The sequence below is a fragment of the Nocardia implantans genome (assembly GCF_035544775.1).
In the GTDB taxonomy this organism is placed as follows: Bacteria; Actinomycetota; Actinomycetes; order Mycobacteriales; family Mycobacteriaceae; genus Nocardia; species Nocardia implantans.
Genome location: NZ_JAYKYQ010000010.1, coordinates 227,880 through 252,472, shown reverse-complemented (window position 1 = coordinate 252,472; position 24,593 = coordinate 227,880). Strand labels below are relative to the sequence as shown.

Sequence of the window (24,593 nt, the reverse complement as noted above, 5' to 3'; positions counted from 1 at the left end):
TCCCTCCTGGGTAGGCCGTCCGGTACGGAAAGCGGGTGGTCAGCGGAATGCGTCGAGCCGCCAGCCGTCGGGTGTGCGCACAACGGTGGCGATCACCGTCGCGGGCGGCAGCGGCTCCTTGCGTCCGTTCGGATAGACGACGGTCTGCTCGATCCCGATCTTGAACTGCTGGATGTTCGGATCGCTCAGGGCCGGCGCCTTCTCCCCGGACGCGAACGTGAACGCCTCCACGTGCGCCCCTTCCCTCGCCCAATCCGCCCATTGCAGCGTCGACTTCGGCGTCTCGGCAGCGGTGGGCGTGGCATCAAGCATACGAATCAGGCTGGGGCCGAGAAACTTCCGCGCCCGGCCCAGGGACTCGCCCTGGGCCTCGGTGGCGGGCTGCCAGCTGTAGATCTCCCGCAATGCCGCCACCGCGACACCGTCCGGCGTGACCGGGTCGGGTGCGGGCACGCCCTCCAGCAATCGGGGTGTGGACGTAGCGGGGTGCGCCGCATCGGATCCCGAGTCCGCGCGGTCGGTCCGGCCACAGGCCGCGCCCAGCACCGCGACGCTCACCACCAGCATCACCACCAGTTTCGCGCGTGCATTCGCTCTATCCATCCAGGCTAGCCGCACACCGGGGCGTCGCGGCAGTACCGCCACCGTGTGTTCGCGCCCGTCAACGCTCACAGCACCCTCCTCGCCCGTCCGTCTCCCGGCACCGCGACTTCCGAAACGCCACCGCCAGAGCGGACGTCCGCGCCGGGCACCGACTGGATCATCCGCCCGTTGCCCGCGTAGACGCCGACCTGTGCGGGTCCGCGCGGACCGAAGGAGCTGAACACCAGATCCCCCGGCTGCGCCTTGCTGATCGGCACTTCCGCGCCCGCCTCCCACTGCTGTTCGGCCGTGCGCGGCAACGTCACCGTGCCGGAAGACGCCGCGAACACGGCCGCCGCGGTCAGACCCGGCCCGTCCAGTCCCCCGCCGCTCGGTCCTTGCGGCCCGCCGCCGCCCCAGACGTAGGGCGTGCCGAGCCACTCGTGCGCCGCTTGGACGATCTGGTCGCCGGGCGAACCCTGCCCGGGGGTGAACCGGCCGAGTGAACCCGGCGCCCGGTACTGCGCTTCCATCGTCAGGATGTTGCGCACGTACGGCTGCGTCTCGGCGTAGTGAGCGGCGAGCTGGTTCGGCATACCGCCGGAGGCCAGCACCGCGCCCTCGCCCGCGTTGTACGCCGCCAGCGTCAGCGCGACGACATCGCCCTGCACCCTGCCCTCGGCCTGCCACCGCTGGATCTGGTGCGCGATCGCGCACATGTAGCGCCCTTGACCGATGATCGCGTCCCCGTCGTCCCACACGCTGGCGACGCCGTTGCCGTCGGCGTCGATCACATAGGGCTGACCGTCGTCGGGGTTGATGCTCACGGCGGTGGTGGGCAGGAACTGGGCCAAGCCCTGCGCACCGGCCGGCGACGTCGCGCCGCGGCGGAAACCGGACTCCTGCCTGCCCTGCGCGGCCAGCAGCGAGGGCGTGATCTGCGGGCAGAGGGAACCAGCGCGGCGATACCAGATCTCCAGCTCCTGCGGCACCTTGCCCGGGGCGAGCGCGCCACCGGCCGTGCCGAAGCCGAGGCTGCAGCGGGGATCGCTGGAAAAGGCGCGCGCACCGCCGACATCCGGGGTCGGCGCACCGTCCAGCCATGGCAGCGGGTCGATCTGCCGTCCGCCGGTGAACCGGCCGCCGGGGACGATCTCGAAATGCAGGTGCGGGCCGCTGGACTCACCCGCCGACCCGACCGCGCCGATGTGCTGCCCAGCGGTCACCGTGTCGCCCGCCCGGACCAGGACGCCGGAGTCCCACATGTGGCCGTACACCGCCGAGTACGACCTGCCGTTGGTGTCCACCGAGTCGACCACGATCCAGTTGCCGAATCCGGACGCCGGACCGGCGGCCACGACACGGCCGTCGGAGACCGAGAAGATGGGCGTGCCGTCCGGCGCGGCCAGGTCGACGCCCTTGTGCGCGCCACCCCGCGAGCCGAAGGTGTCCGACACGGTGAAGGTTCCGGTGGCCATCGGCAGCGTGCGGCGCAGCGGGCCCGCTCCCGCGGCGAGCGATGGCGTGGCGGTCGCGGCCGGATTGGTCCGGCTCGCGCCGGGACCGGTGGTCGCGGCGGCGCGCCGATCGCCCGGCGGGTAACCGCCCAGGGGCGGAAGCGCCGACTGCGAGCCGAGCACGGAGCCGCCCTCGCAGGCGTCGTCCACGGCGGGCATGACGATGACCAGCACGATGGTCATCAGGCCGAGCACCGCGCCGAGCGCCGTCCACAACGCCGTTTTGCCGCTCACCGCCGCACTCCGGCATCCTGCCGCGCGCGTGCGGGGTTCACGTGCGGCGCCGAGTCTCGTTGAGCGTGTCGGCCAGCGTGCGGTTCATCTCGGCGGCGGCCGCCAGTTGCTGTTGCAGCAGTGCGACTTTGCGCCGCAGCGCGGTCGCGTCCATCCGCTCCAGGCTGGGGCCTTCGGCCGCGCGCACCCAATTGCGCACCGAGTTCGTGTGCACACCGATCTGTTCGGCGACCACCCGGCAGGCCTCCGACTCGCTGCGCAGTTTGCCGGTCAGCGCGATGACCTGCTCGACCGCCGCTTGGCGCACCTCCGGCGACACGCGTCGGTAGGACCGGTGGGGCATCATGCTGCGCTCCCCGGTGAGTCCGTCCCCCGCGAGATCGATTCGGTGAACTCGCTGAACCGCTGGTTGGTGTCGTGGATCCCGCTTTCCTTCTCCGACAGCGTGAATTCCATGTGGAACGGGATGCCCGGACGGCGATCCTCGCCGATCTTCAGCAGGAACTTGCCGGTACCCGGCGGGGACGGCCGCTGCTGTCCCGGTTTGAGCGCCTCACCGGTCAGCGCTTGCGGCGCGGACCATCCGGTCACCATCTCCTCCTCGGCCGATGTGAACGGAACCGTGCTGTCGAGCCGTTTGATCTCCTCGGCCGGGAGCGCGCCGAAGATCTTGGCGCGCGCCCGCTCGAGGAAACCGAGCGCCTTCGCGATGGCGGCTTCCGATCCGAGCGCCTGCAGGTCCTTGATGGTGTGGCTGATCATGATCAGCGCGGTGGCGATGCCGCGCTGCAATCGGGTGAGCTCGTCGACGCGGTCGACCATGAAGTCACCGAGGCCGAGCACCTGCCACAGCTCGTCCATCACCACCTGGAAATAGCGCTGCGGACCGAGTTTCGCGTCGGCGAGCACGTGCGCGGCCTCCACCGAGGCGAACCCGTCGGCCCAGCAGGCGAGCATGACCGCGGCCTTGAGCTTCTTGTCGCCGGTCGGGATGTGCGAGACGTCCATGCACACCGCGACCGCGCTGGTGTCGATCGGCACGGTGGTCTGCCCGTTGAAGACCGCGCCGAACGGTCCCTGGGTGAGCGCGCGCAGCGAGCGGCGCAGACCCTTGATCGCCTCCTGATACTCCGCGACGTCGTCGGCGCCCGCGTCCAGCATCAATTCCTCGCCGCCGCCGACGATCACCTCGAGCAGGTTCTCCATGATCGGCGGCTGGTCCGGCGTGTACCCGCTGCCCGGCCGGTACAGGATGCGCAGCGCGGTGGAGATCAGCGTCTCCTCGTAGTCGCGGACCCGGTCGCCGCGAACAAGCTCGACGAGGCCGGCGATCAACGTCACCTGCCTGGCCCGCAGGTCCTGCAACACCTGCAGTTGCAGCGCGGGGAACTCCTCCAGCCGCGGGACGACCGCGCCGAGCACGCCGGCGGCGAGCGGGTTGAGCTTGCCGTGCCCGTAACCCAGATCGATCACCTGGCCGCCGACGAGCTCGACCATCTTCCGGTAGTCCGGCTTGACGTCGGCGAGGATCAACGGCGTGATCCCCTGCGCGATGCCGCCGAGCACGATCCGGCGGACCAGCGAGGATTTGCCGAAACCGTTGAGGCCGAGCACGAACAGGCTGGGCGCGGTGATGAAACTGCCGCGCATGAACCAGTTCATCGGGTCGAAGCAGACCGGAGCGCCGGTGTGCAGATGCGACCCGAGCGGCGTGCCGATCAGCGGCGCGCCCGCGCCGACCGACCACGGCCACAGACCGGCGACCTGGGCCGTGGTGGCGCGGTACTCGACCGGGCGGCCGACCACGTTCATCCGGCCGCCGCCAGGGCCCGCGTAGCCGCGGTCGGTGAGTTGCGCCGTGCTGCGGTCGAATCCGTCCTCGATCGTCTGCTCCGCGCGGGCCGCGTAATTGCGGCGGCGGATGTCGTCGGTGCGGACCCGGAACTGCGCCCACGCCGCCCGCAGGCCGTTGCCCTCGCGGGCGATCATCTCCAGCTTGGCACGGGTGGCGTCGTCGAGCAGCGGCGGCCCGGACTGCTTGCGCCGATCGGCTTTCGCCTTCGCGCGGCGGGCCGCCTTGTCCGTGTACGGGCTGCCCATGGCGCGGTCGGCGGTGTAGTCGACCTTCGCAGGCCGTGCCATGCGGCCGTTCCTCGCGCCGTTGCGATCCGGACGCGCGGCGCCGCGCTCGGCGGCCGCGTCACGGGACGTGCGCGAGGTCCGCTCGGCGCGAGAACGTTCGGCGTGGCCGCGTTCGGCGCGCGCGCCGTCGCTGCGGCCCGCGCCCGGTCGCGCGCGCCGTTCGCCCGCGCGCCGGTCGGCCGTGTCGACGCCGAACCGGTCCTCGCCGTTCACCCGCGCCGAGTCCCGTGTGGGGCGCCGCCGCTCCGGCCGCTGTCCCCACTCGTCCCGTCCGGATTGCTCGAGTCGCCTGCGGCGTGCGTCCTCGTCCCGTTCTCGTACGGGTGGCTCGTAGTCCCGTGCCATGAATCGCTCACCCCGCCAGTGCCTTCGGAATTGTCGCGTGTTCCGGCAGGATCACCCCGCAACCGAGCGAGGCCGCGAAGGCCGCCGCCTGGTAGCGGTAGCACCGCCGAATCTTCAGGCGCGCCTGGGTCGACAGGTCGCGCGTGATGGCTTCGATACGCGGCAGGTCACCGCGCAAGGGCTCGGTGATGGTCACCAGCGCCCCGAAGCGGGTCACACCGTGACCCCTGGCCTGCTCTTCGCGGGCCTGCTGAGTCGCGCCGACCCGCAGCGTCGCCGCCGCGGACACGACTCCGCGTTCGCTCTGTTGGGCCACCAACGCGTTCTTGAAATCGTCGTCGACGATCTCGGCGGCGTCGGCGGCTGAATGCGGACGGTACACGATCGCGATACGTTTGCGCGGCACTTCGGGATTCGGTGCGAGCAGCCGCTGCAGCACCCGCTCGTCGACCGCGCCCTCGGGCGCGGCGTCCATCTCCCAGGTGACCGACCGGCCACCGTCGTGCACCAGGTGATCCCACTTCTCGTCGTGGGACACCGGGCCCGCGTCCGCCCAGTCCAGGCCGTGCCCCTCCGGTTCGCCCGCGGCCACCTCGAGGTCGGCCTGGGAGGCGGGATCGTAACTGCGGCGGATGAACGAGATCACCTCGTCCGCCGACATCGGCTGGGCGCGCACACCGGCTTCCGCCAGCGCGGCGCAGATGCCGGGCAGGCGACGGCCGATCTCCACGGCCTCTTCGGCCGGGTTCTTGCGCCGCTCGGCGGTGGTGGCCTTGAACGTGATCGCCACCCGCGGCAGCAATTGCACCCGCTCCTGCGGCAACTCGGTGGCCAGCTCGTACATCACCTGCTGGGCCAGCTCCGGCGCCTCCGGCCTGGTGATCGTGGAAACCTCGGTGAGCAAACGGTTTCCGGTCTCCGGCACGGTGTCGATCACCGGAACCACGGCGACGATGTCGCTGGTCTGGCCGACCGAGGCGAGGAAGGTTCCCCACGCCGACACCCACCGGTCGATCACGGGCTGATCCACCGCCTCGTGACCCTGCGGCCACGCGCGCAGCACCACGGTGTACTGGGCGAACTGGGGCAGGTGGATCATGCCGAAGCTGTAGCCGCCCGCGTCGATGCCCTCGTACAACTTGGAGGGTGCGAGCAGGCCCGGCAAGCGGGTGACGCCGCCCGGGATCCGGGAGAAGCGGCCACCGCGGTACACGTGCTCGCCACGACTGCGCGAGCGCATCCAGTTGAACATCATCAATCCCGTCTCGTAGCCCGAACGACCTCCGGTCCGCCACACCAGCGGGACCATCACGACGACACCCGCGCCGCCGACGATCACACCCCACTGGAAGCCGCCGACCATCGCGGTGATCAGCGCCGTGATCACGACCGCGAAGCCGAGCACGGTTTCCTCCCAGCGCAAGCCGAAAAGGCCCGCGCTGCGCGGCTTCTGCCAGAGTCCGTACGAGCGCCGCTCGTAGGTGTCGCTGATTGTCATCGCGGAATGGTGCTCCTCCCGAGGTCGGGTGAACGGTTCGTCCAGCGATCGCCCGCGACGTCACCCATGGCTTGGTCGGCCCGGCTGAGCCCGCCGCTCGCGGCGCGCGCCGCGCCGATCCGGCCTGCCGTCCTGGCCGCTCCGGACGCTACCCCGGCCGCGCCCGCAGGTCCGGAGGCGCGCGGAGCCGCGCCGCCCTGCGGACCGCCGCCACCACGCGGCGGCGTCGGCCGTGGCGCGCCGCCGCCACCACGCGGTCCGCCCGCGCCGCCCGGACGCGGGCCGGTGCCGCTGCCGCTCACATAGCCGGCCCGGCCCGGCGCCGCCGCGTCCCTGACGCCGACGGCCTTGGTGCCCATGGCGCCGAGCGCAGCCACACCGACCAAGGTGCCGCCCGCCGCGGTGAAACCCGAACCGCCGCTGCCGACGATCGCGACGGCCGGAGTGGCCAGTCGCATCAGCGCGGGCAGCACGAACGCCACGCTGCACAGCAGCACGATCGCGACCAGCATGCGCTGGGCCTGTTCACCGTCGGGCAAACCGCTGGTCGGGGTGAGCGAGTCGACGTGGCCCGCCGTGGTGAACGCGATCATGTAGACGATCGCCGCCACCGGCTTCCACAGCATGAAGGCGATGATCCAGCCGATGAGCTTCTGATAGGACTGCTTGCCGATGTTCATGCCGGAGGCCGCGGCCGCCAGCGGCAGCACACCGGCCGCGATCACCAGCAATCCTTGCCGGACGATGGCGAGCACGATCTGCGCGAGCGCGCCGAGCAGGCCGACGATCGCGATGATCAGCACCAGGCCGGGCGAGAAAGCCTGCAGCTTACTGGTTTTCACCATCAGCTCGGCCAGGTCCTTGGCATTGCCGTTGGTCGAGTCGTCGATGATCCACTCCGCGAAGCGGTCCGACGCCTGCGTGCCCGCGACGATCACCGCGCCGAGCATCCAGGAGCTGAACACGACGCGGGTGAACATCCGGAACGATTCGGCCGCCTCGTTCATCGCGGCCCCGCGTCTGGCTTCGGCCAGTCGCGCCCCGGACAGGATCACCGACGCGATCAACAACAGGATCTGCGCTTGATAGGTGTAGTCGTTGATCTTGGTGAACAGCGACCCGGAATCGCTGGCCGCCTCGTTGGGCACCTTCATCCAGAAGGTCAGCGCCAGGATGATGGCCTCGCCGAGACCGTTCATCAGCGAATCGACCACCTTGCCGAAGGTCGAATCCCAGGCCTTGTCCTTCACCGCCGTCGCCGCCTGGCCGGGATGCGAGGCGGCGTTACCCGCCTTGCACGCGGCCGACGCGGCGTCACCGAGGGTGAAGCCGGGCAGTCCGAGGCCGTCGAGGCTGTCGTGGATCTCGTTACACGTGTCGTCGAAGCCGTACGTCTGGCCGTAGGCCACGGTCGGAGTCGCGATCATCACCGTGAAGATGACCGCGAGGATTGTGACTAGCCGCCTCACCATTGTGTCCACCCATCGATCGAGCCGATCGTTTCGAGCGGCTGTGCGTCGCCCGCGGACGACTTCAGTCTCCAGCCACCGTCACGCCATACCACGTTGAGTCTCATGGCCACCCAACTTCGCCCGCCGTGCAGGAACTCACGGGTCTTGCGGGCGACACGAACAACAGCGAAATCGTCACCATAGCTTTCGATTCGGAACGCGTCGGACGCGTACAGCAGCGGTTTGACGCTCTCCGGCAGGACGTCGGGCACTTTGCCCTCGGCGATCTTGCGCTCCCGGTCGGCGAGTTCCTCGGGCGTGAGGATCACCACCTGCTGCCACAGCGTGTGGTCGGTGGGCCGGGCCACGGTCCGCCAGTAGATCTGCTCGGCGGCCAAGGCGGCGCCCTGCGGGGTCTTGGCGAATCCGAAGGGAACGCCGTTGTCGATGCGCGCCGGCCCGTCGGTCGTGGAGAACGGAACGACCGGGCCGCCGTACACCTGTTGCCATCCGCCCGGCTGGTTCGTGCCGCCCGGCGCGCCGGTCAGCCACTCCGGATCGGTCGGCGTCCGCGGCGCGCCCGACTGGGTAAGGGCTTGTCCGGCAGGATCTTTCGGGATGTCGAACCGATGGCCGAACGAGTCCTTTCCCGATCCGGCGAACGAGGGTCCCGAAGCCGGGCCCCCGGCGAGATCGGTCGCCGCCGTCGTCGTCTGCGCCACCTGATCGGGTGCCGCGTCGTGGTCCCGGACGGCGAACACGGTGACGACCGAGGCGACCGCAACGGCCAGTACCGCACCCGCGCCCAGCACAGCGGGCGGCATGCGATCGGAAGACCTCCTCCGGCTCACCATCTCGTCCACCCCTGCAACGACTCGATGTACTCGGTCTGGGCGTTGTTCGTGGTCGTCGGCTTCAGGCGCCAGTCGCCCGCGTCCCACACCATGGCCAGGCGCGTCGCGGCCCACAACTGTTTTCCGTCGATCACCGGCCCCCTGGTGGCCAGCCGGACGATGGCCAGATCGTCGGCGTAGTCGTCGACTTTGAACGCGTCCGAGGCGACGAAGTAGCGGGTCACCTTTTCCGGCTGCTGCCGCGGCAGCCGGTCGTCGGCCAGCGCCTTGTCGTAGGCGGCGATCTGCTGGGCGGAGACCCGGACCTGGCGCACATACAGGTCGCGGTCGGCGGGACGGGCGTTGAGCCGGTAGGTGATCTGCGCCGCGGCCAGCACCGCACCCTGCGGGGTGTGCGAGTATCCGACGGCCAAGTCGTCCTCGATCCGCGTCGGCCCGTCGGAGGTGGAGAACGGGACGGACGCGCCGTACACCCGCTGCCAGCCGTGCGGTTCGGCGGTGCCCTCCGGCGCGGCGGTCAGCCAGTCCGGATCGGAGGGCTTGCGCTGCCGGGACGGGTCCTGCGGAAGGGGTTGTCCCGCAGGGTTGTTCGGGATGTCCACGCGCCTGCCGAGGATGTCCAGCTCGGGGCTCGCGAAGCCGGTGCCGCCGGGGCCTTCGGTGACGGCGGGTGTGCCGTCGACCGGCTCGTCGTCGCGGCTGACGAAGACGAAGATGCCGACCACCACGATGAGCGCGAGCACGGCGGCGGAGGCGACGATCCCGAAGGAGACACGGTCGCGCGTGTACGACTCCCTGTCGCTCACGTCGGTGCCTCCACTTTCACGATGTCGGTAGGTAATGCGTCGATCGAGTCGATCGGCCGGTCGGTCGAATCCGGGTCCGGCAGCCGTAACCTCCAGTCCTCGCCGAACCACTCCACGGCGGTGTGATGCACCGCCTTCGATCTGTCGGAGTACTCGGTGTACACGTCGACGGTGGAGCGCGACTCGGTGTAGCCGGTGATCTTGTAGCCGAGCAGACGAGGCGCGAACTCCGCGCCGGCCGGGCCGGTGATCGAGAGCTGCACCCGGTTGATCGCCCACTCGTCCTTGGCCGGACCCGGAACCACCTCCGCCGCGGCGACTTTCGCCCACTGCGTATCCGCGGCCACCGCCAAGCGCACCGAATGGGTCAGCGCGGCGATGGCCGCGCCGCGCGGCGAGTGCTCGAAACCGGTCGCCGCGCCGTCGGCCGTCGACCTCGGCCCTTGGCCGGTGTGCGGCAGCGGCACCCCTTGGAACGGCTGCCATCGCACATCGGTGGGAGCGGCCGAGAGATCCGGCCCCACCGAGTCCGCGTCGCCGCCGCAGCCGACCGCCGCGAACAGCAGCGCGGCGCCGACGACTCCGGCCGCGGGGCGGCGGATGTCACGCCGCCACGCCGCGGAGTCCGCCGGCCGCAAAACTGTCGAAGTCATTCCCGCGTCGTCCCCGTCCCGCTCCGGCGGCTCACGCGGGCAGGAACGCCAGGGCGATCCCCGACGCCGTGCTCGCCACCACAGCACCAAGCAGGCTCATCAGAACGCCGTGCGAGGCATCGTTCATGGCCAGGTCGCTGCGAAAGACCAGCCACAGTTTCCCCGCGGAGACGATCATCCAGGCCAGGCACACCAACAGGACGAACCACAGCAGCCAGTTCAGCAGCTGCATCAGCGGTGCGAGCACGTCGGCGGGCATCTGCTTGTAGGCCAGCGTCCCGGCCGCGAGCATGTGTACGGTACCCATGGTCGGCATCAGGTCCCGATGACCGCGTTCATGATGGTGCCCGCGCTGGTGGCGACCACGCCGCCGATCATCGCGCCCGCCACCATCTTCGGCGACTCCAGACCACCGCCGGTCCACTTCTCCCAGGCGAACTTGCCGCCCGCGTAGACGATGCCGCAGATCCCCGACAGCAGGACGAACCACGTGAGATACCGCACCAACTGCAGGATCTTCTCCGAGCCGGGCGGCGCCTCGGGCGTCGGATTACCGACTTGCGCGAGTACGGTGCCGTACGTGTCCTGCACGGCGAGGATGAGCGTGCTCATCGGGTGCCTTTCTCGAATAGTGGGTGGTGGTCGCCGATGCGATGCGGACGTTCACTCATCGGGCGGCTTGCGCAGATCCGGTGACCCGCGGTCGTAGCTGGCCTCCTCCAGTGCCGTCCGAGCGGCCGCCACGATGTCGGCGCCGAGCTCCCGGACATCGAGCGGGACTTCCTCCAGCAGATCGAGCTTGCGTTTCCTCGGCGGCACCGGGTCGCCGGGCGACCACACCGGCAGCTGCTCCGGTTCGACCAGCGTCCACTCCTCGTACCACGGCACCTGCCATACCTGTCCGGCCAGGGAGCCGACCACGTCGCGGTAGCGCCGGATCTCGGGCGCCATCCGTCCCGGCCTGGCGGCGACGGTGATCAGGCCGAGCACGTCGCAGGGACCGGCGAAACCCGAAAGATGTTGGCGCAGAAGGTCGTGCGCGCGGGACAGACCGGCGATGGTCTCTCTGGCGACCAGGACGACGAACGGACTTTCGCGGTCGAAGACGCCGGGCCAGCGGCGGCCCGAATCCGCCGCGGGCGCAAGCACATGCGCGAGGGTACTGGCTCCGGCCCCGCCGTGCACACCCAGCAGCCAGACCAGCGGCGCACGGCCGACGCCCGGCACGGGGCGGTCCCAGATGGCGGCACGGCGGGACTCCGGCGGAGCGATCACACCGGCGGGCGCTGGGTCGGGCTGACGCGGAAAAATCATGGCGGCGGTCATGATGCCACCCCGGCCAGCAGGCGCCCATACGCCCGGCGCGTCTCGGCGGCCAGCGAGGCGTGCCGCACGAGTTCACCGCGGGCCAGATGCGGATCGTAGGGAATCTCCCTGATATCGCGGACCCACCCGGACAGGTGCTCGCGCAAATGATCCGCTACCCGGGAGTCGTCACCGGGATACTGGTGCGAGACGACGATGGTGGTGTCGCCGACGATGCCGCCGCCATGTCCTTCCTCGGCCTCACCGAACTGGTCGTCGAGCCATTCCAGAGCCACGCGCAGCCGGTTGGCCGCGTCGGTGCGAGCCGGAATGGCAAGTACCAGAGCGACATCCGCGTCATCGAGCAAGGGCAGCAGTTGCCGGGCGGCAATCGGATGTCCCCCGTCGTAGACGGCGGTGTATCCGGCGTCGCGCACGGCACGGGCGACCGTGAGATAGGTCGCACGCCTGCGCAGCGGCGCCGCGTCGCGCCACAGCAGGCCGATGCCGGAGGTCGCCCGTGACAGGCACTCCTTCAACGGCGCGGGCTCGTCGTCGCCGCGTCCGTACAACCAGGACTGCAAACTGATCGGGTGCAGGTGCTCGTCCGCGCCGCGCAGCGCCAGATCGCTGCCCGCCGACGTGGCGTCCACTGCGACCGTCGGCGTTCCCCCCGTGCCCAGCTCACCCGCCAGACCCAGTGCCGTCGTGGTGGTACCCGCACCACCGCACCCGCCGACCACCAGGATCGGCCGCGGCGCCGGACGATCCGCTTCCGAACCGTCGCCCTTGCCGCGCCGTAACCGCACCACCGGAGCCTTGGAACGCACCGGCCGGCTCGATGTGGCGCCCTCCCCGGGCGCCTCGTCGAGCCAGCGGCTCCAGTCCTCTCCCATCGCTTCTGCTCTCCTTTATCCGGCCGTGATACCCGTGATCAGGGTGCGGCCGTCGATCACCGCGGTGGTGACCGTCTGCCTGCTGTAGGTGGCGGGCGCGCCGCCGGGCCGGTATTCGGTGACCTCCACCGAATACCGGTTGTCCGCGACCGTCACGATCCGTACGCAGTGCGTCGTGCCGATCGGGACGGAGTCGATCCCCCGCTGGATGACCCAGGCGGGCTGGACGTCGGCGTCCGGGGCCACGGCCGCGCGGGCGCGTTCCCCCGAGCGCTCGACGTAGTAGGCGTACTGGAACGACAGCACCGCATCGGGGCCGGAGCCCGCGCCGCCCGCCTCCGCGCTGCGCACGATCGCGTCACTGCGCTCGGTCGGGCAGGCGCCCGCGCTCACCGCGCGCGGATCGCCTGCCGCGTGCGCGCCCCCGACGGTGAGCTGCACCGACTCGGACATATGCGTGTCTCTCGGCAGCGCGGCGCGATCGGCGGCGGAGCGCAGCAGGAGCAGCACGCCCACCGCGGCGACGGCGATGATCACCACCGCCGCGATCCCGATGAGCACCAGCCGGGCCCTGCGGACGGCCGGATGGTCACGGGCGGCTTGCCGCAGCGCGCGCGACACCGTGGGGCGCGGCCGCTCGACCGGCTCGTGTTCGTCGTCGCCTGCCCACGGGAACGGCGCCGGACCGGTCCGGCGCGGCGGGACGTAGTCGTCGTCGGGGCCGGGCGCCCGGCCGGTCACCACCCAATCCGACCACCCGCCGGTGAATTCGCTGCGCTGCGCGGGCAGGTCCGACGGGATCTCATCGGGCCTGCGCTGCCACGGCTCGGCGTCGTCGCGGATGTGGTCCGGGTAGCGCGAGGGCGCGTCGTCGTCCGCGGGAGCGATGGTGTTCGCCTCGTCCCGCTCGCCCGCCTCCGGCGCCCCTTCCTCCGGCTCCAGAGCGCCGTACCAGCGGGAAAGCTGTTTGTACGACTTCAACATTCCCCCATTCCCGCAGAGCAGGGCACGCAGTGTCGCATCGTCGGACCCTCTCGGCGATCAGTTCGTGGAGAACGGGTAGGTGCTGGGTGTGCCGGTTCGGTCGGTGGGCGGAATCGATGTCACGCCGCTGGATGAGGCGCCATCGGCTCCTGTCCCGAACGGAAATTGTCCCGTACCGGACGAACTCGGCGTGGGAGACGCGCCGGAGCCGTCCCCGAAGAATCCGGTCGGCTGCCGCTGCGGCACCGCCCTCGGCTCGGCCTCGCCGCCGAAGGCGTCGGCGAGGTCGCGCGCGATCGCGGCGAACCAGTCCGCGACGAACCGGGTGGGAACGGCACCGTTCGCCGAGACGGTGGCGCTGTTGTAGGCGGTGTGGCGCTGCACGGTGTCCCAGTAGCGCACCCAGGTGGTCGTGTTGAGCAGCTCGCTGTTGTCGGTGATGTTCTGCACCACCGCGTCGAACGCCTGGGTGATCAGACGGACGCCGGTGGTCGGCGGGATCAGCTGGGGAACGGCGCCGAGCAGCTTGGCGCCCAGCGACAGCAGGGCGGCGGGCGGGTTCGCCAGTCCAGCGGTGGCCAGCTCGGTGATGTTCGCCGGGGCGAGGACCGTGCGGACCACCGCGATCACGGAGTTCAAGCCGATCATGCCGACTTTCAGCAGCGCCTGCAGCGCGGCGGGCAGATCCAGCGGCGTGCGCGGGTCGGAGGCGTCGGCCAGGCGCTGCGAGATCGACTTCCGCGGCGAGATCGACAGGGTGGCCAGCGAATTGCCTTGGATGTCCCCCTTCACCACTTCGGTCGCGGTCTTGATGGAGGTGAACGCCAACGCCTGCGCGATCGACACCAGCGAGGCGATCGGGTCGCCGCCGCTGAGCTTGGACTGGCCCGCCACGTTGGCGACCGCCTTCAGGATGGGCGCGCCGTCGGGGGCGTCACAGGCGAGATCGCCCGCCGCGCAGAAACTCGCCACCCGGCCGGTGAGCGCTCCGAAGTTCGCGGCCTTGTCTCGTTCCGGGCCGATGCCGCCGCCGGTGGCAGGCGTTTGCGGCAGTGCGGCGATGGACACCAGCCGGTCGCCCGAGGTCCCCGGCGCCGGGTCGGGCGTCGCCTTGCCGGGCGCACCGGGAAACAGCGGCGCACCGGGATTGCGGGTCGGGTCGCCGAACAGCGCGACCGCGGCGATCTTTTCGGCGGGCAGCACACCGCGCCCCTGTCCGATCTCTTGGGCGAACATCGAGGCGACGTGCGCGCCTTGGGAATAGCCGACCACCGCGAAGCGGCTGTTCGGGCAGGCATCAGCGACGGTAGCGGCCATGCCGCGCAGACGTGCGAGGCCGTCGGCCACGGATTCCGAATAGGGTGCCGCGCCACCGGCTGTCGCGCCGCCGAAGCCGGATTCGTAGGGTACATAGGCCCGATCGACGAGCCCGGTGTCCGGGGCTTTCGCCATCATCGGACGGAACACGGTGGAGAGCATGCCGGTGTCGGTGGTGGGCGCCGCGTCCGGCGACGACTCACCGGTGCCCTGAATTCCCAAGGCGTACAAGGCCGGGCAGGTGGTGAGGCGAATCTGCGTGGACGGACCGGCGGGATCCGGCGGCTCCGCCGCGGCGACACCGGCGGTCGCCACAGCCACGGCGAGTGCTACCAGCATCCCCGAGAGTCTTGCCGAGTATCCAGTCATAGCGATCCGCAATCAAGTCGTCTGCCGCAGCTACCTCAACGCCATGAAACGCAATAGACCGTAACAGATTCCGGCTATTACTGCCGCATCGACGGAAAACTTCCAGGACACACCGAGTTGAACGCGACACGCGGTGGCGCGTTCCGGGGAAGGGTCCGACAAGTTTCCGGCACCGCGCCCCGAATGGCAACCCCTGGAGCCGAGTTGGGAGCGAACGAAACCCCTTGCGCTTCCAGTTAATTGACAGCTATTCGCAAGGGGCGTGCGCGTCAGGCCGCGGAGGTGACGCGGTAGACGTCGTAGACGCCTTCCACGTTGCGCACCACATTCAGCAAGTGCCCCAAATGTTTCGGATCGCCCATCTCGAAGGTGAACTTGCTGATCGCCACCCGGTCGCCGTGCGTGGCCACCGAAGCGGACAGGATGTTGACCTTCTCGTCGGCCAGCACCTTGGTCACGTCGGACAGGAGCCGCGTGCGATCGAGCGCCTCGATCTGGATGGCGACCAGGAACACCGAGGACGGCGACGGGGCCCAGGACACATCGATGATCCGTTCGGACTGCTCACGCAGGGAGCCTGCGTTGGTGCAGTCGGTGCGGTGCACGCTCACCGCGCCGCCGCGGGTCACGAAGCCCATGATCTCGTCGCCGGGCACCGGAGTGCAGCACTTCGCCAGCTTGGCGACCGTGCCGGGAGCGCCGGGGATCAGCACGCCCGCGTCACCGGTGACCCGCTGCCTGCTCGGCGTCGTCGACGGGGTGGAGCGCTCGGCCAGCTCGTTCTCCACGTCGCCGATGCCGCCGAGCTGCGCCATCAGCCGCTGCACCACATGGTGCGCGGAGACCTGGTGCTCGCCGACGGCGGTGTAGAGCGTGGAGATGTCGGTGTAGTGCAGTTCGTGGGCGACCGCGGTCATCGCGTCCACGCTCATCAGCCGCTGCAGCGGCAGCCCGACGCGGCGGACCTCCTTGGAGATCTGCTCCTTGCCGCTCTCCAGCGCCTCCTCGCGGCGCTCCTTGGCGAACCACTGGCGAATCTTGGCCTTGGCGCGCGGGGACACCACGAAGTTCTGCCAGTCGCGGCTGGGTCCCGCGTTCTGCGCCTTCGAGGTGAACACCTCGACGACCTCGCCGTTCTCCAGCTGACGCTCCAGGGCGACCAGGCGACCGTTCACCCTGGCGCCGATGCACCGGTGCCCCACCTCGGTGTGCACGGCGTAGGCGAAGTCCACCGGCGTCGACTTCTGCGGCAGCGTGATCACGTCGCCCTTCGGCGTGAACACGAAGATCTCCGGCGATTTCAGGTCGAAGCGCAGCGACTCCAGGAACTCCGCCGGATCTGCGGCCTCCCGCTGCCAGTCCAGCAACTGGCGCATCCAGGCCATGTCGTCGACCTCGGCGGTGTCGGTGGAGTGCTTGCCCCTGGTCTCCTTGTAGCGCCAGTGCGCGGCGATGCCGAACTCCGCGGTGCGGTGCATGTCCTGGGTGCGGATCTGCACCTCCAGCGGCTTGCCGTCCGGCCCGACCACGGTGGTGTGCAGCGACTGGTAGACGCCGTAGCGCGGCTGGGCGATGTAGTCCTTGAACCGGCCCGCCATGGGTTGCCACAGCGAGTGCACCACGCCGACGGCCGCGTAGCAGTCGCGCACCTCGTCGCACAGGATGCGGATGCCGACCAGGTCGTGGATGTCGTCGAAGTCCTTACCCTTGACGATCATCTTCTGGTAGATCGACCAGTAGTGCTTCGGGCGGCCCTCGACGATCGCGTTGATCCGGGAGGCGGCCAGCGTGTTGACGATCTCGGCCCGCACCTTCGCCAGATAGGTGTCGCGCGAGGGCGCGCGGTCGGCGACCAGCCGGACGATCTCGTCGTACTTCTTCGGATGCAGGATCGCGAATGCCAGGTCCTCCAGCTCCCACTTCACCGTCGCCATACCGAGGCGATGGGCCAGCGGCGCGATGACCTCCAGCGTCTCCTTGGCCTTCTTGGCCTGCTTCTCCGGCGGCAGGAAACGCATCGTGCGCATGTTGTGCAGCCGGTCGGCCACCTTGATCACCAGCACGCGCGGGTCGCGGGCCATCGCGATGATCATCTTGCGGATGGTCTCCGCCTCCGCGGCCGCGCCCAGGTTGACCTTGTCCAGCTTGGTGACGCCGTCGACGAGGTGGGCGACTTCGGAGCCGAAGTCCTGGGTGAGCTGTTCGAGGCTGTAGCCGGTGTCCTCGACCGTGTCGTGCAGCAGCGCCGCGACCAGCGTGGTGGTGTCCATGCCGAGTTCGGCGAGGATGTTCGCCACCGCGAGCGGATGGGTGATGTACGGGTCGCCCGATTTGCGGAACTGATGCTTGTGCCGCTCGTCGGCCACATCGAACGCGCGCTGCAGCAGCGTCAGGTTCGCCTTCGGGTACAGCTCGCGATGCACGGTGGCCAGCGGCTCGAGCACCGGCTTGACCGCCGCGATGCCGCGCTGCCCGGTCATGCGGCGGGCCAGGCGGGCCCGCACCCGGCGCGACGCGGAGGTCGGAACGGCGGAGGAGGTGCCGGGTTGCCGCGGCGGCGCCGGATTCGCCTGCGCCTGCGGCTTCGGGGACTGCGCGGCGTCGGTGGCGCCCGCACCGTTCGGCCGCGGGCCCGACGTCGATTGCTCGACCTTCGCCTCGCCCAGATGCTGAGTCATGCCACCACCTCTCCGCGCCTCGATCGGACCACCCTATCCGACCGGTGCAACCTCCCGGACCACCAACTTTAGTCCGGGCGGAGCACCGACGTCCGTTCCGCGGACGAAGGATGCCCGCCGGGGTGCCGGTAGCAGCGACCGGCGCGGCTGCGAAGCGGTTCCCGTCATCCTTTTCGAGTGCCGCGTCCGGGACCCGTCCGTGCGTGGGACTCGAAAGCCTCCCTCGCGGCTTCGACGCTGTCGGCGGGTCGCCCAACTTGCTCCTACCAGCTCTTATACCCGTGCGGCGACCCGGCGACGCACGATCCGGCCAGGAATGCGAGTCGATGCGGGACCAGGGGCGGTCAGCGAATCGCGGCGGGTTGTGCGCCGGCGAACGGCGTCCGGCCGGAGCCGGGCTCGGAGCGCAGCGACCGACCGTCGAGATCGGCGGCGGGGGCGACGTCGAGCAGGTCGAGCACGGTCGGGGTGATGTCGACCAGGGTCGCTCGGGTGCTGGTGGCGCCGGGCCGGAAGTCCGGGCCGCGAGCGATGACGAAGTTGGTCGTCTCGTCCGTGGACTGGCCGCCGTGTCCACCTCGGGGAGTGTGGCCGTGGTCGGCGGTGACCAGGACGGTCCACCGCTCGGCGGGGTGGGCGGCGGCGCGAGCGTCCACGGCGGCGACGATGCGCCCGACCAGGACGTCGACGCGCGTCACGGCGTCGAGGTAGGCGCGCGAGGCGCCGCCCGCGTGGTGACCCGCGTGGTCGACCTGGTCCAGATGGGTGAACAACAGGTCGGGCGCGAATCTGCCGATCGCGGTCACCACGGCCGCGGCGGTGGCGGCATCGGTGCGCGACTCGTCCGGATCGTCCGGTACGGGCGCGGTGGAGACGACGACGTCGGCGCGCGGGTTGCCGCTGCCGGTCATCGTGGCGATCCGGTCCCAGGTGGCGATGGACTGGGTCTTCGCGGTGGGCCGGGCCCGTTCCAGCCGGGTGAACACCGTCGGGTACCGCGCGAACGGCTCGGCGGTGAACTCGTTGTTCGTGATGCCGTGCTTGCGATCCCACACCCCGGTCAGCACGGTGGCCCAGGAGGGGCCGGAGATCGTGATGTGCGGGGCGATGGAGGAACGGCTCAGCAAGCCGGCAGCGCTGAGCCGCAGCAGATTCGGCGCCGGTGCCTGCTCGATCTTGTCGTACATCAGGCCGTCCAGTCCGATCACGACCACTTTGTCCGCGGGAGCATCCCCGTGGGCGACTCCGGCCGCGGCGGACAGCGGCAGGAACGCGGCCGCCGTGACGGCAACGACTTTCGCCAGCAGTTGCGCTCGGCTCATACCGCGACCATGCGGGACCGACCGGCACGTGCGATAGCCTGCCGCGACAGTGTTCATGGACGTTTCATCGCGCACCACATTGCCCGTAGCCTCGCTGAACAGGCCTCGAACACGGAATAGCCGACAGCTATATACCGATTTCACGGGTGGTCGCTTCCAGGTGAACGCGAAGTTTCGCACTGCGGCCGAAGATTCACCTCGGACGGGGCTGCCACGAGGCGGCGGAGGCGGGCGGGGCGGTGCTCGCCGTCCACGGACATGCCTACGCGTGGAGAATATTCGGCCGCACCGAGGGTGGCGTGCCGGTGCGCGACGTCTCCCATCCGGTGCTCGGGCGCGGCTACGCCGTTCCCGAGGTCGGGCCGGGTTCATGTCGCCGCCCGCCCACGCGCCAGTATCGTCCGCGCCATGATCGTCGCCCGTTCGATGCTGCTGTTCGCCCTCGCCGCGCTCGCCGAGATCGGCGGCGCCTGGCTGGTGTGGCAAGGCTGGCGGGAACAGCGCGGCGTCGTCTGGATCGCCGCGGGCGTGCTCGCGCTGGGCGCCTACGGGTTCGTGGCCACCTTCCAGCCGGACCCGAACTTCGGCCGCATCCTGGCCGCCTACGGCGGTGTCTTCGTCGCGGGCTCGCTGGCCTGGGGCGTGCTGGTGGACAAGTTCCGCCCCGATCGCTGGGACTACCTCGGTGCGGCGATCTGCCTCGCCGGCGTGGCGGTCATCATGTACGCGCCCCGCCGCTGACCGGTGCCCTCGGTCGACGCCGGCACGACACCTCGGGAACCCCCACGCGGCATCGCCCGAGCGCCCCACGGTGCGTGCGCGCCATTCACTCCGGCGCGCCGAATGCCCACACCGCGGCAGGCCGGCCGGTTGCTTTGACCCGGCGCCGTTCGGTGGTGCGCGCCAGACCCGGGATGGCCGCCAGCGTCCGGTTCAGATTCGCGGCATCGGGACGGGTCCCGGACAGCGCCGTGACGGCCTCCACCGCCCTGGTCGCGGGGAACTCCGCGCCGAGGAGCGCGCGGGTGAACGTCAGGTCCTTCCACAGCAGCCGCGTCAGAACGCCGCGGGCGACGCCGACGATGCGATTGTGGTCGAACGCCAGCTCGGGCACCTCGTCGAATTCGATCCACCGCGCCGGGCCCTCGTGCGGTCCCACCACCGCCCACATCGCGATCGACAGCGTCGGCCCGCGCGGGTCGCGGTTCGGCTCGTCGAAGGTCACCAACTGCCCCACCGCCCCGATGGCTTCCTCCGGGACGCCCAATTTGGTGTGCACGGCTCGCCGCGCCGCGACGGCCAGCCGCTCGCCTCGCCCGAGCAGCACACCCGGCAGGGCCTGCTGCCCCGCGAACGGCTCCATCGCCCGGGGGGCGATCCCGAACCGGACGCCGCCGTCCTCGTCCCAGAACCGCAACGCCACGACATCCACCGACACAACGGACTGCTCCACGCCGCCCCATCCTGCCCGACCAGCCTCCCGGCATGTGGACCCCTCTCGCGGTGTGCCGCCGTGGACGATTCACGCCGCCGCGCGATACGCCGTCTGCGTGCGGTGACGGCGACCGGGGCCGTCGGCGGTGAGGACGACCGGCACGCCGAGCGTCCGGGCCAGCCACGGCACCGGGTCGTCGGGCAGTTCGGCGAGCACGGGCTCGGCGCGCGTCACCATCCGGGTCAGTTCGCGCTGGTGCTCCAGGTCCTGCCACCGGCCGATGGGCAGCGTATCCAACCTGCCGCCGTCCACGGCGTAACCGGTTGCGGCGTAGCGTCGCCCGGGCACGTCGAGGTGATTGACGGCGAGTCCGTCGATACCGCCGGAGACCTCGATCGCGTAACGCAGCAACACCGTGTCCAGATGCCCGAGACGGAATTCGCCTTGGTAACGCCCGGACGTATTGTGCGGCTCGGGCACGTCGAGGCCGGGATCCTCCGTGGGGAACGGGCCTGCGCCGTGGCGGGTCTGGTAGGTGCGGGTCACGCCGAGCACGTAGCCGGACGCGCCGATCTCGGCGAGCATCGCGCGCGCGTTGCGTGGCTCGACGGTGGACCAGGTGGTGTGCGGATGGAACCCGCGCCATTCGTCCAGCAGGACGCCTTGCGCGCCTTCGAACACCACCGTGCCCCGGCGCGCGAACCGCGCCAGCTGGTCGGCGCCGACGATCCGCACCGCCGCGGCGAACTCCTGGTACATCTCGACCAGGTCGTCGATCGGTTCGAAGCGATGTTCGCTCGGGGCGACGAGCGGCCCGTAATGTGCCGCCAGCGTGCGCAGTTTGCGCCGCAGCACCATCGGACGCAGGCAATCCGCCACGATGGGAGCCGCGTGCGCGAGGGCGTAGCCCGCGGTCTCGCCGATCCCCCGCCCGCACGAACCGTGCCGCGCGGAACCCCGCGCGTCCTCGCGAGCACGGTTGGCGGCGATGTGGATCGGCGTGGTGAGCAGGGCTCGCCCGTCGATCCGCAGCAAAGACAGCGGGTCGTGGACGCCCAGCGCGGCCAGCCCGCGCGCCTCGGCGGCCAGCGCGATCGGCTCGACGAGCATGTGCCGCGACAGCAGCGTCGGCACGCCCGCGAACGTCCCCGAGCCGAACTGCGCGAACGTGTGATGGCGTCCTTCGGCGATCACGTTGTGGGCCGCCTGCGCCCCGCCGTTGAACCGGACCACGGCGGAGACCTCGAATCCCGACTCCGGTGCGCACAGCCAGTCGACCGTCGCTCCTTTGCCCGCGTCCCCGAAACCGAGATCCACGACGATGATGTGCGCACCGAACATCACACACCTTCAGCCGCGCCCACGCGGCAAGGCTCGTGGCCGCCGGTCGTCGGCGTCCAGCGCTTTGCCGACCGACGCTGCTTCGGCCGCGGAACCGACATCGCGCAGATCCGCCAGTCCACCGGCCAAGTCGACGCGCCCCTCCGCCAATCCGATGGTCAGCGCGATGAGTTCGCATACCGCGGCGGGATCGTCCAAACGCAGGAAGTTCTGGCCGAGCAGCCCGCGCCAGTGCTCGGCGATCTCCGGGTCGTGGAAGTAGCTCGACTGGTTGGGCAGGATGTAGTGCACGTGCCAGCGTTCGGCGAGCTCACGGTAGACGGATTCGACCGAGATGTCTTGGCGCACACCGTCGCCGATGATCGCGCGAATGTGCCGGGAGGCCAGCCGCGGCTTGTTCAGTTCGTCGCCGATCAGGAAGAGGTAACCCTTCTTGCGCCGCTTCTCCCATGCGTCGGTCGCGATGTGCGTCGCGAGGAAATAGGCGGCCAGTTCGTAGCTTTCGGACTTCTGCCCACCGCCACCGCCCTCCAGGAAGACGGCCCGCAACTGCTCGTCCATCCGGTTGTCGGATTCGAACTGCCCCACCTGCAGTGGCACGCGATCGGTGTCCGCGTCACCGATCGCGCCGAACAGGATTTGCGGATCGTCCGCGTAGCCCTTGCGCCGCAGCAGACCGTGCAGGGTGCCCAGCTTGTCCTGCATGATCCGCGGCACCCGGCCCATCGATCCGGTGACGTCGAACAGCACCGCGATCGGCAGCGAGTTGGCGTGGTCGGCGGAATCCCGGCATTCGCGCACGCCGATCCCGAGCGGGTCCAGCATCGGGTGCACCCGCCAGTTCGCGTGCGGCTCGGCCCGCATCTCGGCGGTGTAGCCGAAGTCATCGATGCCACGAGCGGCGCGGAAGGTCTTGGCCGCGCGGTAGGCGGAGTCGTCCCAGTGTCCGTATCCCATTACGATCACGTCCTCTCTTTGTTTTAGTCTATTCGACCAAAACTTAGCCGGTCAAGAGTCGCGAGCCCGGAGGACCGGCACCGGGAGCCGGGCACCACGGTCTGGTGCCCGGCCGCCTTCGGCGTGCAAGCCGAACTGGTCGCCGCCGAGCCCGCCCGGTTCTTCGTGCCGCCCTGCGTCGGGCACCGGGGCTGGATCGGCGTGCGCCTGGATGTGGAACCGGACTGGGCCGAGGTCGCCGAGATCGTCCGGGACGGTTACCGGCTCGTCGCCCCGAAGCGGCTCTCGGCACTGCTGGACTGACGGCGGGTCAGGTCAGCAGGGTCTCCGACAATCCCTCCGCGGTGAGCTCGAGGCGCCGGGTCACCCCGATGTCGTCGAGGAACCGCGCATCGTGACTGACCACGATCAGCGCCCCTTCGAAACCGGCCAGCGCCTGGGTCAGATGCTCCAGGCTGGGCAGGTCGAGGTTGTTGGTCGGCTCGTCCAGCAACAGCAGGCGCGGCGCAGGGTCGGCCAGCAGCAGCATCGCCAGCGCCGCGCGCAACCGTTCACCGCCGGACAACGCCGCCGCCGCGACATCGGCGTCCGCGCCACGGAACAGGAAGCGGGCCAGCTGCGCCCGGATCCGCTCCGCCGACGCGTGCGGCGCGGTGGCGGCGACGTTCTCGAACACCGACCGCCCCTCGTCGAACACGTCCAGCCGCTGCGGCAGCATCCGCCACGGCACTTTCGGCCCCTCCTCGGCGATACGCCGCAGCAGCGTCGTCTTGCCGACGCCGTTGCGGCCGGTCAACGCGATCCGTTCCGGGCCGGACACCCGCAGCGTCACCGTCGGCCCGCACGCCAGCTCGACTCCGTCCAGTTCGATGACGTCCTGACCGGGGTACAGCCGTGTATCGGGCAGCTCGACCCGGATCTCCCGATCGTCGCGCAACAGCTCCTTCGCCTGCTCGAGCTGTTCCTTGGCGGAATCCAGCTTCTCGATGTGGTTGTTGCGCAGCTTGCCCGCGGACACCTGCGCCTGCCGTTTGCGTTCGGCCATCACGATTTTCGGCTCCCGCTTCTGGTCCCACATCTTCTGCCCGTACCGCTGCCTGCGGTCGAGTTTGATGCGCGCTTCGACGAGTTCGCGGGCCTGCTTGCGGACATCGCTGCGCGCGTCCCGGATCGCGGCGCGGGCAGCCTCCTGCTCGGCGGCGACGATCCGCTCGTACTCGCTGAAATTGCCACCGAACAAACGGAGTTCGCCGTGGCGCAGCTCCGCGATGGCCGCCATCCGCTCCAGGAGCTCGCGGTCGTGGCTGACCGTGAGCACCGTGCCGGAGAACTGGCCGATCACCTCGTAGAGCCGTGCCCGAGCCACCCGATCCAGATTGTTCGTCGGTTCGTCCAGCAGCAGCACGTCCGGCTCGGCGAGCAGCTCGGCGACCAGTCCGAGCAGCACCGTCTCGCCGCCGGAAAGCGTGTCGAGCGTGCGATCGAGATGCGCCACCGAGTCGGCGACGTAGTGCAGGCCGAGCCGCGCCAGCAACGCCAGCGCCCGCTCCTCGACATCCCACTGGTTGCCGACCAGGTCGAAGTCGGCACCGCTTCCCGAACCGGACTCGATGCGGTGCAACGCTTTTCGCACCTCGGCGATGCCGAGCACCGCGTCGACGCGCTGCCCCGCGCCCAGACCGAGATCCTGGCGCAGATACCCGAGCTGCCCGGCGACGGTGACCGACCCGCGAGCAGGCTTCAGCTCCCCCGCGATCAACCGCAGCAAGGTGGATTTGCCCGCACCGTTGCCGCCGACCAGGCCGATGTGGCCGGGGCCGAGAACGGCGTCGAGCCCCTCGAAAACGGGGGTGCCGTCCGGCCAGCCGAAAGTGAGATCGGAAAAAGACAGATTGGTCATGCCAGCT

Annotated in this window: 23 protein-coding genes; 2 read left to right on the top strand and 21 right to left on the bottom strand. The window is 70.2% G+C overall.

What is annotated here, in order from left to right:
• Window positions 1-39: 39 nt before the first annotated feature.
• From U3653_RS24160 to U3653_RS24080, 17 genes are all read right to left on the bottom strand, one after another.
• Entirely contained in the window at window positions 40-603 is a 564-nt protein-coding gene (locus U3653_RS24160; protein WP_195082302.1) for a hypothetical protein, read from the bottom strand.
• 65 nt (window positions 604-668) lie between these two features.
• Window positions 669-2,333: a peptidoglycan DD-metalloendopeptidase family protein gene (locus U3653_RS24155; RefSeq protein ID WP_195082301.1), complete on the bottom strand. Its 1,665-nt coding sequence runs from the start codon at window positions 2,331-2,333 to the stop codon at window positions 669-671.
• Window positions 2,334-2,370: 37 nt separating this feature from the next.
• A complete protein-coding gene (locus U3653_RS24150) occupies window positions 2,371-2,679 on the bottom strand; it encodes a transposase (protein ID WP_067802237.1) in 309 nt (102 codons plus the stop codon).
• Entirely contained in the window at window positions 2,676-4,820 is a 2,145-nt protein-coding gene (locus U3653_RS24145) for a putative type IV secretion/conjugal transfer ATPase (protein WP_195082300.1), read from the bottom strand. Before U3653_RS24145 ends, U3653_RS24150 begins: the two co-directional genes overlap by 4 nt.
• Window positions 4,821-4,827: 7 nt before the next feature.
• Window positions 4,828-6,318, bottom strand: a complete 1,491-nt coding sequence (locus U3653_RS24140; protein WP_195082299.1) for an SCO6880 family protein — start codon at window positions 6,316-6,318, stop codon at window positions 4,828-4,830.
• Window positions 6,315-7,790: a hypothetical protein gene (locus U3653_RS24135; protein ID WP_195082298.1), complete on the bottom strand. Its 1,476-nt coding sequence runs from the start codon at window positions 7,788-7,790 to the stop codon at window positions 6,315-6,317. The genes U3653_RS24140 and U3653_RS24135 overlap by 4 nt, the downstream gene beginning before the upstream one ends.
• Window positions 7,784-8,593, bottom strand: a complete 810-nt coding sequence (locus U3653_RS24130; RefSeq protein ID WP_195082297.1) for a DUF8175 domain-containg protein — start codon at window positions 8,591-8,593, stop codon at window positions 7,784-7,786. The genes U3653_RS24135 and U3653_RS24130 overlap by 7 nt, the downstream gene beginning before the upstream one ends.
• A 23-nt stretch (window positions 8,594-8,616) precedes the next feature.
• A complete protein-coding gene (locus U3653_RS24125) occupies window positions 8,617-9,429 on the bottom strand; it encodes a DUF8175 domain-containg protein (protein ID WP_195082296.1) in 813 nt (270 codons plus the stop codon).
• Window positions 9,426-10,082 (bottom strand): DUF8175 domain-containg protein, encoded by a 657-nt coding sequence (locus U3653_RS24120; protein WP_323124420.1) that lies wholly within the window; start codon window positions 10,080-10,082, stop codon window positions 9,426-9,428. Before U3653_RS24120 ends, U3653_RS24125 begins: the two co-directional genes overlap by 4 nt.
• A gap of 31 nt (window positions 10,083-10,113) precedes the next feature.
• Window positions 10,114-10,389: a hypothetical protein gene (locus U3653_RS24115; RefSeq protein ID WP_228826988.1), complete on the bottom strand. Its 276-nt coding sequence runs from the start codon at window positions 10,387-10,389 to the stop codon at window positions 10,114-10,116.
• An 8-nt stretch (window positions 10,390-10,397) separates the two neighbouring features.
• Entirely contained in the window at window positions 10,398-10,694 is a 297-nt protein-coding gene (locus U3653_RS24110; protein ID WP_195082295.1) for a hypothetical protein, read from the bottom strand.
• Between the two features lie 51 nt (window positions 10,695-10,745).
• Window positions 10,746-11,408: a DUF6668 family protein gene (locus U3653_RS24105; RefSeq protein WP_067811318.1), complete on the bottom strand. Its 663-nt coding sequence runs from the start codon at window positions 11,406-11,408 to the stop codon at window positions 10,746-10,748.
• Complete coding sequence (locus tag U3653_RS24100) at window positions 11,405-12,283, bottom strand: MinD/ParA family ATP-binding protein (protein WP_195082294.1); 879 nt, start codon at window positions 12,281-12,283, stop codon at window positions 11,405-11,407. Before U3653_RS24100 ends, U3653_RS24105 begins: the two co-directional genes overlap by 4 nt.
• Before the next feature lie 15 nt (window positions 12,284-12,298).
• The gene (locus tag U3653_RS24095; protein ID WP_195082293.1) at window positions 12,299-13,267 is read right to left on the bottom strand and encodes a DUF8176 domain-containing protein; all 969 of its coding nucleotides are present in this window, start codon (window positions 13,265-13,267) and stop codon (window positions 12,299-12,301) included.
• Between the two features lie 57 nt (window positions 13,268-13,324).
• The gene (locus U3653_RS24090; protein WP_195082292.1) at window positions 13,325-14,923 is read right to left on the bottom strand and encodes a cutinase family protein; all 1,599 of its coding nucleotides are present in this window, start codon (window positions 14,921-14,923) and stop codon (window positions 13,325-13,327) included.
• A 299-nt stretch (window positions 14,924-15,222) separates the two neighbouring features.
• Complete coding sequence (locus U3653_RS24085; protein WP_195082291.1) at window positions 15,223-17,631, bottom strand: RelA/SpoT family protein; 2,409 nt, start codon at window positions 17,629-17,631, stop codon at window positions 15,223-15,225.
• 344 nt (window positions 17,632-17,975) lie between these two features.
• Window positions 17,976-18,953 (bottom strand): alkaline phosphatase family protein, encoded by a 978-nt coding sequence (locus U3653_RS24080; RefSeq protein WP_195082290.1) that lies wholly within the window; start codon window positions 18,951-18,953, stop codon window positions 17,976-17,978.
• A gap of 411 nt (window positions 18,954-19,364) precedes the next feature.
• Between U3653_RS24080 and U3653_RS24075 the strand changes: the two genes are divergently transcribed.
• Window positions 19,365-19,694, top strand: a complete 330-nt coding sequence (locus U3653_RS24075; protein WP_323124443.1) for a YnfA family protein — start codon at window positions 19,365-19,367, stop codon at window positions 19,692-19,694.
• An 85-nt stretch (window positions 19,695-19,779) separates the two neighbouring features.
• On the opposite strand, the gene U3653_RS24070 is transcribed toward U3653_RS24075, so the two are convergent.
• From U3653_RS24070 to U3653_RS24060, 3 genes are all read right to left on the bottom strand, one after another.
• Window positions 19,780-20,406 (bottom strand): NUDIX hydrolase, encoded by a 627-nt coding sequence (locus U3653_RS24070; protein ID WP_195082288.1) that lies wholly within the window; start codon window positions 20,404-20,406, stop codon window positions 19,780-19,782.
• Window positions 20,407-20,475: 69 nt separating this feature from the next.
• The gene (locus tag U3653_RS24065) at window positions 20,476-21,729 is read right to left on the bottom strand and encodes an adenylosuccinate synthetase (protein WP_195082287.1); all 1,254 of its coding nucleotides are present in this window, start codon (window positions 21,727-21,729) and stop codon (window positions 20,476-20,478) included.
• A 9-nt stretch (window positions 21,730-21,738) separates the two neighbouring features.
• On the bottom strand, window positions 21,739-22,686 hold the full coding sequence (locus U3653_RS24060) for a hypothetical protein (protein ID WP_195082406.1): 948 nt from the start codon (window positions 22,684-22,686) through the stop codon (window positions 21,739-21,741).
• Between the two features lie 30 nt (window positions 22,687-22,716).
• Here U3653_RS24060 and U3653_RS24055 point away from each other — a divergent pair, with 30 nt between their 5' ends.
• Window positions 22,717-22,989 carry an MmcQ/YjbR family DNA-binding protein gene (locus tag U3653_RS24055; RefSeq protein WP_494338311.1) on the top strand — a complete coding sequence of 91 codons (273 nt, stop codon included), beginning with the start codon at window positions 22,717-22,719 and terminating at the stop codon, window positions 22,987-22,989.
• Window positions 22,990-22,996: 7 nt separating this feature from the next.
• Here U3653_RS24055 and U3653_RS24050 read toward each other — a convergent pair whose 3' ends face one another.
• Window positions 22,997-24,586, bottom strand: a complete 1,590-nt coding sequence (locus tag U3653_RS24050; protein ID WP_195082286.1) for an ABC-F family ATP-binding cassette domain-containing protein — start codon at window positions 24,584-24,586, stop codon at window positions 22,997-22,999.
• Window positions 24,587-24,593 lie beyond the last annotated feature (7 nt).